This is a genomic window from Streptomyces sp. NPDC000410 (genome assembly GCF_040300305.1).
Lineage (GTDB): Bacteria > Actinomycetota > Actinomycetes > Streptomycetales > Streptomycetaceae > Streptomyces.
In genome coordinates this window covers 16,545-28,090 of the sequence record NZ_JBEPDM010000067.1, presented here as the reverse complement: position 1 = coordinate 28,090, position 11,546 = coordinate 16,545, and the positions used below count along the sequence as shown (strand labels likewise).

At 71.3% G+C, this 11,546-nt stretch carries 10 protein-coding genes; 4 read left to right on the top strand and 6 right to left on the bottom strand.

What is annotated here, in order from left to right; translation table 11 throughout:
- Positions 1-97 precede the first annotated feature (97 nt).
- The 5 genes from pgl to tkt are packed head-to-tail and all read right to left on the bottom strand — an operon-like array spanning position 98 to position 6,711.
- Positions 98-904, bottom strand: a complete 807-nt coding sequence (pgl, locus tag ABT342_RS34825; protein ID WP_351582621.1) for a 6-phosphogluconolactonase — start codon at positions 902-904, stop codon at positions 98-100.
- A complete protein-coding gene (gene opcA / locus ABT342_RS34820; protein ID WP_351582619.1) occupies positions 901-1,944 on the bottom strand; it encodes a glucose-6-phosphate dehydrogenase assembly protein OpcA in 1,044 nt (347 codons plus the stop codon). Before opcA ends, pgl begins: the two co-directional genes overlap by 4 nt.
- Entirely contained in the window at positions 1,941-3,464 is a 1,524-nt protein-coding gene (gene zwf, locus ABT342_RS34815; RefSeq protein ID WP_351582617.1) for a glucose-6-phosphate dehydrogenase, read from the bottom strand. Before zwf ends, opcA begins: the two co-directional genes overlap by 4 nt.
- A gap of 5 nt (positions 3,465-3,469) precedes the next feature.
- Positions 3,470-4,588, bottom strand: a complete 1,119-nt coding sequence (tal, locus tag ABT342_RS34810) for a transaldolase (RefSeq protein ID WP_351582616.1) — start codon at positions 4,586-4,588, stop codon at positions 3,470-3,472.
- Positions 4,589-4,623: 35 nt separating this feature from the next.
- Entirely contained in the window at positions 4,624-6,711 is a 2,088-nt protein-coding gene (gene tkt / locus ABT342_RS34805) for a transketolase (RefSeq protein WP_351582614.1), read from the bottom strand.
- Between the two features lie 413 nt (positions 6,712-7,124).
- Between tkt and ABT342_RS34800 the strand changes: the two genes are divergently transcribed.
- The 3 genes from ABT342_RS34800 (at position 7,125) to ABT342_RS34790 (ending at position 9,694) form a co-directional block, all read left to right on the top strand.
- Positions 7,125-8,072, top strand: a complete 948-nt coding sequence (locus ABT342_RS34800) for a heme o synthase (RefSeq protein ID WP_351582612.1) — start codon at positions 7,125-7,127, stop codon at positions 8,070-8,072.
- Between the two features lie 69 nt (positions 8,073-8,141).
- Positions 8,142-8,492 carry a hypothetical protein gene (locus ABT342_RS34795; RefSeq protein ID WP_351582610.1) on the top strand — a complete coding sequence of 117 codons (351 nt, stop codon included), beginning with the start codon at positions 8,142-8,144 and terminating at the stop codon, positions 8,490-8,492.
- Positions 8,493-8,596: 104 nt separating this feature from the next.
- Entirely contained in the window at positions 8,597-9,694 is a 1,098-nt protein-coding gene (locus ABT342_RS34790; RefSeq protein ID WP_351582608.1) for an amidohydrolase family protein, read from the top strand.
- A 283-nt stretch (positions 9,695-9,977) separates the two neighbouring features.
- Here ABT342_RS34790 and ABT342_RS34785 read toward each other — a convergent pair whose 3' ends face one another.
- Positions 9,978-10,472, bottom strand: a complete 495-nt coding sequence (locus ABT342_RS34785) for a WhiB family transcriptional regulator (RefSeq protein WP_351582606.1) — start codon at positions 10,470-10,472, stop codon at positions 9,978-9,980.
- A gap of 217 nt (positions 10,473-10,689) precedes the next feature.
- On the opposite strand from ABT342_RS34785, the gene ABT342_RS34780 reads away from it, so the two are divergent.
- Positions 10,690-11,469, top strand: a complete 780-nt coding sequence (locus ABT342_RS34780; RefSeq protein WP_351582604.1) for an aldolase/citrate lyase/malate synthase family protein — start codon at positions 10,690-10,692, stop codon at positions 11,467-11,469.
- Positions 11,470-11,546: the final 77 nt, after the last annotated feature.

Below are 11,546 nucleotides of genomic sequence, written 5' to 3'. Positions count from 1 at the left end.
GGGAAGCCCCTTCTCCAGCCGCAGGTCGTCCCAGTCCCGGCATGTGTCGAGCGCCCCCTAGGGGGCGGGCCCGGGCTGTCGTGTTTGCGCGTCGCGGTCAGGGGGACGCCGGAGGGTACAGGTCCCGCGGCAGCTGGGACGCCGCCGCAGAGTCCAGGAGCCACAGCGTCCGCGCGCGGCCGTACGCCCCCGCCGCCGGAGCCTGGATCTCACCCGCACCGGACAGCGCGATCGCCACCGCGTTCGCCTTGTCCTCGCCCGCCGCCAGCAGCCAGACCTCGCGGGCCGCGCGGATCGCGGGGAGGGTGAGGGAGATCCGCGTCGGCGGGGGCTTCGGCGCGCCGTGGACGCCGACGACCGTGCGGTCGGTCTCCCGGACGGCCGGGTGCTCGGGGAACAGCGAGGCGACATGCGTGTCCGGCCCGACGCCGAGCATCAGCACGTCGAAGGCCGGTACGTCGCCGCCCGCGGCGGTAGTCGCTGATCGATAATGCTCGGGACCGGCCGCGGCGGCCAGCTCCGCGGCGTAGGCGGCGGCCGCCGAATCCGCGTCCTTGCCGTGCGGGCCGTCCGACGCGGGCATCGCGTGCACCCGGGACGGGGTCAGCGGCACCGAGTCCAGCAGGGCCTCCCGAGCCTGGGTGACATTGCGCTCCGGGTCACCCTCGGGCAGGAACCGCTCGTCGCCCCACCACAGATCCAGCCGGTGCCAGTCGATCGCGTCCCGGGCGGGCGCGGCGGCGAGCGCGGCCAGCAGGCCGTTGCCGTTGCGCCCGCCGGTGAGGACGACCGACGCGGAGCCGCGTGCGGCCTGGGCATCCACGATCTTCGTGATCAGCCGGGCCGCCGCGGCCTGCGCCATCAGCTCCTTGTCGCGGTGGACGACGAGTTGAGGGGCACTCACTTCGTCGCCGCCTTCTTGGCCGGAGACGGTGCCTTGGCCGGAGCCTTCTTCGCCGCAGGCCGGGACGGCTGCCCCTCGGAACCCTCCGGGGCCTCCGGCGCCGCGTCGGCGGACGGCTCACCCAGCCGGTGCACCCCGTACCGCAGTGCCGACGCGTACGTGTCGTCCGGGTCCAGCCGCCGCAGCTCCTCCGCGATCAGCTCCGAGGTGTCGCGCCGCTTCAGCGCCACGCCCCGGTCCGGCTGGCCATGGATGGACAGCGTCGCGAGCGAGCCGTCGGCCCGGTCCAGCACGATCGGACCGCAGTTCGTCTCCAGGCGGACGGCCGTCAGACCCGGCCCCGCCGACACCGAACGCTTCACCGGCACCTGCAGCCGGTCCGCGAGCCACATCCCGAGCAGCTCGCAGCTCGGGTTGAACTCCTCGCCCTCCACCTCGGCCCCGGTGACCTCGCAGGTCACCTGGTCCAGGGCCGCCGCGAGCATCGAGCGCCACGGAGTGATCCGGGTCCAGGACAGATCCGTGTCACCCGGGGTGTACGCCTCCGCGCGGGCCGTCAGCTCGGCGATCGGCTGCTCGCAGGCGAAGGTGTCGGTCACCCGGCGCTGGGCCAGCGCGCCCAGCGGATCGGCCGCCGGGTCGGTCGGCGCACTCACCGGCCACCACACCACGACCGGTGCGTCCGGCAGGAGGAGCGGCAGCACCACCGACTGCGCGTGGTCGACGACCTCGCCGTACAGCCGCAGGATGACCGTTTCTCCGGTGCCGGCGTCCGTGCCGACCCGCACCTCGGCGTCGAGGCGGGTCTTGGAGCGGTCGCGCGGCGAGCGAGAGACGCGCTTGATGACGACGAGCGTGCGCGAGGGGTGCTCGCGCGACGCCTCGTTGGCCGCCTTCAGCGCGTCGTACGCGTTCTCCTCGTCGGTGACGATGACGAGCGTGAGGACCATGCCGACGGCCGGCATGCCGACCGCCCGCCGCCCCTGCACGAGCGCCTTGTTGATCTTGCCGGAGGTGGTGTCCGTAAGGTCGATCTTCATGGCCGACGCCAGCTCCGTCCGTCTCGTGCGAGCATTTCGTCCGCCTCGACCGGACCCCAGGTGCCGGCCGGGTACTGCGCGGGCTTGCCGCTCTTGTCCCAGAACTGCTCGATCGGGTCGAGGATCTCCCAGGACCGCTCGACCTCTTCGACCCTCGGGAAGAGGTTCGCGTCGCCGAGCAGGACGTCCAGGAGCAGCCGCTCGTACGCCTCGGGGCTGGACTCCGTGAACGACTCGCCGTACGCGAAGTCCATCGAGACGTCCCGGACCTCCATCGACGTGCCCGGTACCTTCGAGCCGAACCGCAGGGTCACGCCCTCGTCCGGCTGGACCCGGATCACCAGGGCGTTCTGCCCGAGCTCCTCGGTGGCCGTGTGGTCGAAGGGGGAGTGCGGGGCGCGCTGGAAGACGACCGCGATCTCGGTGACCCGGCGTCCGAGCCGCTTGCCGGTCCGCAGATAGAACGGGACGCCCGCCCAGCGGCGGTTGTCGATCTCCAGCTTTATCGCCGCGTACGTATCGGTCTTCGACTTGGGGTCGATGCCGTCTTCCTGGAGATAGCCGACGGCCTTCGCGCCGCCCTGCCAGCCCGCGGCGTACTGCGCGCGCACGGTGTTGGCGGCCAGGTCCTTGGGCACCCGCACCGCGCCCAGCACCTTGGTCTTCTCGGCGGCGAGCGCGTCCGCGTCGAAGGAGGCGGGCTCCTCCATCGCGGTCAGCGCGAGCAGCTGGAGCAGATGGTTCTGGATCACGTCGCGAGCGGCGCCGATGCCGTCGTAGTACCCGGCCCGGCCGCCGATGCCGATGTCCTCGGCCATGGTGATCTGGACGTGGTCGACGTACGACCGGTTCCAGATCGGCTCGAAGAGGGTGTTGGCGAAGCGCAGCGCCAGGATGTTCTGGACGGTTTCCTTGCCCAGGTAGTGGTCGATCCGGAAGACCTGGTCGGACGCGAAGACCTCGTGGACGATCCCGTTGAGCTCCTTGGCGGAGGTCAGGTCGTGACCGAACGGCTTCTCGATGACCGCGCGCCGCCAGGAGCCGCCCTTCTGATCGGCCAGCCCGTGCTTCTTCAGCTGCTGGACGACGACGGGGAAGAACTTCGGCGGTACGGACAGATAGAACGCGAAGTTGCCGCCGGTGCCCTGCGCCTGGTCGAGCTCCTCCATCGTCTTCTTGAGCGTCTCGAAGGCGTCGTCGTCGCCGAAGTCGCCCTGGACGAAGCGCATCCCCTGGATGAGCTGCTGCCAGACCTCCTCGCGGAAGGGGGTCCGGGCATGCTGCTTGACCGCCTGGTGCACTTCCTCCGCGAAGTCCTCGTGCTGCCACTCGCGGCGGGCGAAGCCGATGAGCGAGAAGCCCGGCGGCAGCAGCCCCCGGTTCGCGAGGTCGTACACGGCAGGCATCAGCTTTTTACGTGACAAATCGCCCGTAACGCCGAAGATCACCAGGCCCGACGGCCCCGCGATACGCGGGAGCCGTCGGTCCGCGGCGTCACGCAGCGGATTGCTGCTTGACAAGATGCTCAGCCTTCCGAGGGAGTGAGGCGCTCAAGCTCCGCCTGGGTGGACTTGAGCAGGTCGTTCCAGGACGCCTCGAACTTCTCGACGCCCTCGTCCTCCAGCAGCTGCACCACGTCGTCGTACGAGATCCCGAGCTTCTCGACGGCGTCGAGGTCGGCGCGCGCCTGCTCGTACGTACCGCGCACCGTGTCGCCGGTGATCTGCCCGTGGTCGGCCGTGGCGTCGAGGGTGGCCTCCGGCATGGTGTTCACCGTGCCCGGAGCGACCAGCTCGTCCACGTACAGCGTGTCCTTGTACGCAGGGTCCTTGACGCCGGTCGAGGCCCACAGCGGACGCTGCTTGTTGGCCTGCGCCTTGTCGAGGGCGGCCCAGCGGTCGCTGCCGAAGACCTGCTCGTACGCCTCGTACGCGAGGCGGGCGTTGGCGAGGGCCGCCTTGCCGCGGGCCTCCTTCGCCTCGGGCGTGCCCAGCGCGTCCAGTCGCTTGTCGATCTCGGTGTCCACACGGGACACGAAGAACGACGCCACCGAGTGGATCTTCGACAGGTCGAGCCCGCGCTCCTTGGCCTTCTCCAGACCGGCCAGGTAGGCGTCCATGACCTCGCGGTAGCGCTCCAGCGAGAAGATCAGCGTGACGTTGACGCTGATGCCGAGACCGATGGTCTCGGTGATCGCCGGCAGACCGGCCTTCGTCGCCGGGATCTTGATCAGCGTGTTCGGCCGGTCCACCAGCCAGGCCAGCTGCTTGGCCTCGGCCACCGTGGCCTTGGTGTGGTGCGCCAGACGCGGGTCCACCTCGATGGAGACCCGGCCGTCCTGGCCCTGCGTCGCGTCGAAGACCGGCCGCAGGATGTCGGCGGCGTCGCGGACGTCCGCCGTCGTGATCATGCGGATGGCTTCCTCGACGGTGACCTTGCGGACGGCGAGGTCGGCGAGCTGCTGCTCGTAACCGTCGCCGGACGAGATCGCCTTCTGGAAGATCGACGGGTTGGTGGTGACGCCCACGACGTGCTGCTGGTCGATCAGCTCGGCGAGATTACCGGACGTGATCCGCTTGCGCGACAGGTCGTCGAGCCAGATCGCGACGCCTTCGTCGGAGAGGCGCTTGAGTGCGTCTGCCATGAGAATTGCATCTCCTACTAGTTCGTGTACCGGCGTCAGCGCGAGGCCGCGGCGATGGATTCCCGGGCGACGGCAGCCACGTTCTCGGGGGTGAACCCGAACTCGCGGAAGAGGACCTTGCCGTCGGCCGAAGCGCCGAAGTGCTCCAGCGAGACGATCCGCCCGGCGTCGCCGACGTACCGGTACCAGGTCAGACCGACACCGGCCTCGACCGCCACACGCGCCTTCACCGACGGCGGCAGGACGCTGTCCTTGTACGCCTGGTCCTGCTCCTCGAACCACTCCACGGACGGCATCGAGACGACCCGCGCCGGGATCCCGTCGGCCTGGAGCTGCGCGCGGGCCTCGACGGCCAGGTGCACCTCGGAGCCGGTGGCGATGAGCAGGACCTGAGCGTCGCCGCCCTCGGCCTCCGCCAGGACGTAACCGCCCTTGGCCGTGTCCTCGTTGGGCTCGTACGTCGGCACGCCCTGGCGGGTCAGCGCCAGTCCGTGCGGGGCGCCCACACCGAACTTCTTCGTGTAGCGCCGCAGGATCTCGCGCCACGCGATCGCGGTCTCGTTGGCGTCGGCCGGGCGCACGATGTTCAGACCCGGGATGGCACGCAGCGAGGCCAGGTGCTCCACCGGCTGGTGGGTCGGGCCGTCCTCGCCGAGACCGATCGAGTCGTGCGTCCAGACGTACGTCACCGGAAGGTGCATCAGCGCCGACAGCCGGACCGCGTTGCGCATGTAGTCGGAGAACACCAGGAAGGTGCCGCCGTAGATGCGGGTGTTGCCGTGCAGCGCGATGCCGTTCATCACGGCGGCCATCGCGTGCTCGCGGATGCCGAAGTGGATCGTCCGGCCGTACGGGTCGGCCTCCGGCAGCGGGTTGCCCTTGGGCAGGAACGACGACGTCTTGTCGATCGTCGTGTTGTTCGAACCGGCCAGGTCGGCGGAGCCGCCCCACAGCTCGGGGATGATCGCGCCCAGCGCCTGCAGCACCTTGCCGGAGGCGGCACGGGTGGCGACACCCTTGCCCGCCTCGAACACCGGGAGCTTCTCCTCCCAGCCGGTCGGCAGCTCGGTCGAGCGGATCCGGTCGAACTCGGCGGCGCGCTCCGGGTTGGCGCCGCGCCACTCGGCGAAGGTCTTCTCCCACTCCTCCCGGACCGCGCGGCCGCGGTCCAGAGCCTCGCGGGTGTGCCCGATGACCTCGTCGGAGACCTCGAACGTCTTCTCCGGGTCGAAGCCGAGGACGCGCTTGGTGGCCGCGACCTCCTCGTCGCCCAGCGCCGAGCCGTGCGCGGCCTCGGTGTTCTGCGCGTGCGGGGCGGGCCAGGCGATGATCGAGCGGGCGGCGATGAAGGAAGGACGCTCGGTCTCCTCCTGGGCCGCCTTCAGGGCCTTGTACAGACCGGCCGGGTCCAGGTCGCCGTTCGGCAGCTGCTCCACGCGCTGGACGTGCCAGCCGTACGCCTCGTACCGCTTGAGGGTGTCCTCGGAGACGGCGGTCTCGGTGTCGCCCTCGATCGAGATGTGGTTGTCGTCCCACAGCAGCACCAGGTTGCCGAGCTTCTGGTGGCCGGCCAGCGCGGACGCCTCGTGGGAGATGCCCTCCTGGAGGCAGCCGTCACCGGCGATCGCCCAGATGGTGTGGTCGAACGGCGAGGTGCCGGGCGCGGCCTCCGGGTCGAACAGACCGCGCTCGTAGCGCGCGGCCATGGCCATGCCCACGGCGTTGGCGACACCCTGGCCGAGCGGGCCGGTGGTCGTCTCGACGCCGACCGTGTGTCCGTACTCCGGGTGGCCGGGCGTCTTCGAACCCCACGTGCGGAAGGCTTCGAGGTCGGCCAGCTCCAGGCCGTAGCCCGCCAGGTACAGCTGGATGTAGAGCGTCAGGCTGGAGTGGCCCGCGGAGAGCACGAAGCGGTCCCGGCCGGTCCAGTCGGCGTCGGACGGGTCGTGCCGCATCAGCTTCTGGAAGAGCACATACGCTGCGGGGGCCAGGCTCATCGCCGTACCCGGATGGCCGTTGCCGACCTTCTGTACGGCGTCAGCTGCCAGCACTCGGACGGTGTCCACGGCCCGCTGGTCCAGTGCGGTCCACTCGAGGTCTGTGGTGGTCGGCTTGGTGCTCACCCTGGGTCAGGGCTCCTCTCCACATGTTCGGTTCCCGGTGACTGAGGGGTGTACCGGGCGTTGTCGAGCCTACCCTCGCAGCAACGCGCGTTCTTTCGGTCGACCGTCTCTTCCGTCGGACACTGTCAGGTTGCGGTGTACTGCTCCTTTTCGCCTCCTGTTCGCTCCCCGTCCGCCGCTCGTCCGCCGTCGTTCGTTCCGTGAGTACGAAGGGCGGCCCCCGAGTGCTCAACACGACCCCACCCCCGCGAAGATCGGCATGCGGCCAACGTCTAGAGTGGCGTGGTACGCGCAAGTCTTCACGGGCATTCGCCCCCATTGGCCCTTCGGGCCGGGAGCTGCCCCACCCATAGCCCTTCGGGCATGGGAGGTGCCCGCACGGCTTGCTGGGAATTCTCTTGTCAGGGGTGTGCGTGACGGCCGTCGAGTCCCGACCCGCAGGGGTCGTCTTGACTCCCAGCCCGGGGGGCCATCGGCCATTCGGGGCCCGTGTCAAGGCGTTCGTGGCCCTCACGAAGCCGCGAATCATCGAGCTGCTGCTGATCACCACCGTACCGGTGATGTTCCTCGCGGCACAGGGCGTTCCGGACCTGTGGCTGGTGGTCGCCACGTGCGTCGGCGGATATCTCTCCGCAGGCGGCGCCAACGCGCTCAACATGTACATCGACCGCGACATCGACGCCCTGATGGACCGCACGTCCCAGCGTCCGCTGGTCACCGGCATGGTCTCGCCGCGCGAAGGGCTGGTCTTCGGCCTCACCCTGGCCGTGGTCTCGACCCTCTGGTTCGGGCTGCTCGTCAACTGGCTGTCCGCCGCCCTCGCGCTCGGGGCGCTCCTCTTCTACGTCGTCGTCTACACGATGCTCCTGAAGCGGCGTACCTCGCAGAACATCGTCTGGGGCGGTATCGCCGGCTGCATGCCGGTGCTGATCGGCTGGTCCGCCGTCACCAACTCGATGTCCTGGGCGGCGGTCATCCTCTTCCTCGTCATCTTCTTCTGGACGCCGCCGCACTACTGGCCGCTGTCGATGAAGGTGAAGGAGGACTACGCGCGCGTGGGCGTGCCGATGCTCCCGGTCATCGCCTCGAACAAGGTCGTGGCCCGGCAGATCGTCCTCTACAGCTGGGTGATGGTCGCCGTCTCGCTGCTGCTGACGCCGCTCGGCTACACGGGCTGGTTCTACACGGCGGTCGCGGTGCTGACCGGCGGCTGGTGGCTGTGGGAGGCGCACGCGCTGCAGAACCGGGCCAAGGCCGGGGCGACCGGAGGCAAGCTCAAGGAGATGCGGCTCTTCCACTGGTCGATCACCTATGTGTCGCTGCTGTTCGTAGCGGTGGCCGTGGACCCGTTCCTGCGCTGACGCGGGCGTGGCAGAGGCCACGTGGTCCGGCTGTCGCCAGTCGATCTACTCGCGAGTAGCATCCTGGTCATGGCAGACACCCAGGTTGACGAGAAGCAGGCGAAGCAGGCCGCGAAGGCGGAGCGCAAGGCGGCGAAGCTCGCCAAGCAGATCGGCGCCTTCGCCAAGGCGCACGGCGGCGCCGAGGGCCAGCTCGCGTACATCGGGCAGATGGGCACCCGCATCGTGCTCGTCGGAGAGGACGGCGGCTGGGGCGACCTCGTCGCGCCGAGCCACGCCGTCGCGGTCAGCGCCGCCGAGAAGTCCGGGATCACGCTGCACGAGTCCTTCGACGGCGACTTCGCGGCGAAGGTGCGCACGGGTCCGTACGAGTGGACCCGTATGGCGGGCATCCAGCTGGGCGGCCCGTCGAACACCTGACGCGCGGCGCTCCCCGGGGGCGTGGGTGACACGCGGGGCAACACCTCGCGCGGGGCTCACCCGTTAGGACGTGTGGAAGCACGTCCACCGCTGGGAGCACCCGGATGATCGACACGCCGTTCTTGGTGGACCAGTACTGCCATGGGGTGCTCCGCACGGAGCTGGGCCTCGGGACCTTCGAGGCCCACCTGGGCAGGACCGGCGGGCCGCCCGCGCCCGGTACCACCTTCTTCGACACCCAGACGGGCTTCGCCGTACGGCGCTGGTGCCCGCCCCTGCTCGGCCTCGAACCGCACTGCCCGCCCGCCCGCTACCTGGCCCGCCGCCGGGAACTCGGGGTCCTGGAGTCCGGGCGGCGCCTGCTGCGCGCCACCGGGATCTCCGCGTACCTCGTGGACACCGGACTGCCCGGCGACCTCACCGGCCTCCCGGAGATCGCCGCGGCGGGCGCGGCCGACGCGCACGAGATCGTCCGGCTGGAGCTGCTCGCCGAACAGGTCGCCGACACCTCCGGCACGGTGGAGGGCTTCCTCGCCAACCTCGCCGAGGCCGTGCACGGCGCCGCGGGCTCGGCCGTCGCCTTCACCTCCGTCGCGGGCGTACGGCACGGACTCGCCCTCGCCCCCGAGCCGCCCGGACCGGGCGAGGTGCGGGGGGCGACGGGGCGCTGGCTGGCCGGGCGGCGGGTCGGTGGCCGGCTCACGGACCCCGTACTGCTGCGCCATCTGCTCTGGATCGCCGTCGCCTCCGGACGCCCCCTCCAGCTCCATGTCGGTGTGGACGACCCGCTGCTGCTGAACGGCTTCGCGGCGGCCACGGCGGGGCTCGGCACCGATCTCGTCCTGCTGCACGGCTATCCGTACCACCGGCAGGCCGCGCATCTGGCGAGCGTCTTCCCCCATGTGTACGCCGATCTCGGCCCCGCCCTCGCCCACACGGGTGCCGGGGCCGCGTCCGTACTCGCGGAGATCCTGGAGCTCGCGCCGTTCGGGAAGCTGCTCTTCTCCAGCGGCGCGCGCGGGCTGCCGGAGCTGCATGTGGTCGGGGCGCGGATCTTCAGGGAGGCGCTGGTGCGGGTGCTCGGGGGCTGGGTGATCGACGGCGCGTGGTGCCTCACGGACGCGCAGCGCGTCGCCGAGATGATCGCGTCGGGCAACGCCTGTCGCGTCTACGGGCTGGAAAAGCGCGCGCGGACACGGTAGTCCGGCCCGGTCCGGGTCCTTGCGGGCCCGTCCCGGGGCCGTCTTTCCGGTGCCCGCGGGGCACGGGCCCGAACCGGGCCTCGGGTCCCCGGCCCCATGCGCCTCCGCGCCCCCCGACCCACGCGCCCCCGAGTCCCCGGCCCCATGCGCCTCCGCGTCCCCCGACCCACGCGCCCCCGCGTCCCCGCGTCCCCGGCCCCATGCGCCTCCGCGTCCCCCGACCCACGCGCCCCCGAGTCCCGCGCCCCCGCGTTCCCTGCCCGTGGGCCTCCGCGCCCCCGCCTCACGCGGCGGCGCGTGCCCCCGCCGGTGACGCGGCCTCGTCCTCCGCCCGTGCGTAGAGCGTGGCGTCGGCCGCCAGCAGCCCCGCCGCCCGTACGGCGAACGGCGCCACGCCGAGCGCTTCGGCGATACGGACCTCGCTCCAGCCGAGGCCGTGGAGCCGGTGGACGAGCGCGGGCCGGAGCGAGGCCGGTACCTGTATCCGCCGTCCCGCCTGGAGATCGGCGACGAGTCCGGGGTCGAGCAGGCGCATCCGGGCCGCGTGTTCGCGCAGCCGCCGTCGTTCCGGGGTCGTGAAGCCGCCCCAGATGCCCTCGCTCTCGGCACGGCGTACGGCCTGCGCCAGACACGACCGGCGCATCGGACAGCCGTGGCACAGCCTCTTCGCCGCCAGCACCTTCTCGTCGTGCGCGGGGCCCGGCCGGTCCTGGAAGAACAGCGCGGGATCGGCGTCACGGCAGGCGGCCACGGCACCCTCGGCCGGATGGGTCTTCATCGGGTTCACCTTCACCTCGCGATCGGGCTTGCTTCGCCGCACCTTCGGCCGTGCCGATCGGTGGGGTTCTGTCACGCACTACGTCTGCGGGCCGCGAGTGGTTCGCAGAGGACCGAAAGGTGAACCCGGCGTGTCCGGAACGCGTAGTTCGTATAGGGAGCGCATCGCACTCCCGCCCGGCACCGCATCCGCGCCACAGCAGCCCGAGGAGGCCGCCGTGAACCCCCTCTTCCCACCCGTTCCCGGACTGTTCGACCGGCTGCCCGCAGGGCGGAGCCAGGCGGGGGAGGGGGCAACCACTCTGCTGCCGGGAGTTGCCGGGCCGCCCTGGTCCTGGCTGCTGGTCCCCGCGAGCCGCTGGCGGGAAGAGCTGCGCGACCCGGAGGCGGGGCCGCTTCCGGACGCGGTCATCCTCGACGTCCACGAGGACGAGGCGGGCCCGGGACCGGCCAGGGCGGCGGCCGCCGCCGCCCTGGAACAGTCCAGCCGTCCCGGGTCCGGCCTCGGGCAGGGTCGCCCGTGGCTGCGTATCCACCCCGTCGACTCGCCGGAGTGCCGCGCCGACGTCGAGGCGCTCGCCCGGCTCGGGGCCGGCCTCGTCCTGCCCCGGACCACCTCGGCCGTCGACGTCGACCGGCTCACCGCGCTGTGCCCGGGGGTCAGGGTCATGCCGGTGCTCGAGGACCAGGAGGCGCTGTCGCACGCCGTGGCGATCGCGGGCAGGTCCGGCGTCGCATGGCTCGGCTTCAGCTCCAGGCGGGTCGCGGTGGCGTGGGCCCGTCCGGTCCTGGTGAACGCCTGTGCCGCGGCCGGGATCCCGGGGCCGGTCAACGCGGTGCACACGGCTCCCGAGGACGCCGTGGCCGTGGTGCACGAGGCGGCGGAGTCGGCGCTCGCCGGATTCGCTGGTCAGTGCGTCAATCGCCGTGAGCAGCTGCGAGACATCCACACGCTCCACGACGGACTGGCCACGCTTCCCGCACGGGCGGCCGGCTGACCGTGCGGGAGCCGCGAACTCAGGGCGGACGCATATGCGTCTATGTGGCGGTATGAACCGCATGAGGGTGGCCGGAA

Coding starts and splice junctions, on each gene's coding strand:
- tal (WP_351582616.1), bottom strand. CDS start 4,588: ATGGCAGACGCACTCAAGCGCCTCTCCGACGAAGGCGTCGCGATCTGG.
- ABT342_RS34785 (WP_351582606.1), bottom strand. CDS start 10,472: ATGAAGACCCATCCGGCCGAGGGTGCCGTGGCCGCCTGCCGTGACGCC.
- ABT342_RS34790 (WP_351582608.1), top strand. CDS start 8,597: ATGATCGACACGCCGTTCTTGGTGGACCAGTACTGCCATGGGGTGCTC.
- ABT342_RS34795 (WP_351582610.1), top strand. CDS start 8,142: ATGGCAGACACCCAGGTTGACGAGAAGCAGGCGAAGCAGGCCGCGAAG.
- opcA (WP_351582619.1), bottom strand. CDS start 1,944: ATGAAGATCGACCTTACGGACACCACCTCCGGCAAGATCAACAAGGCG.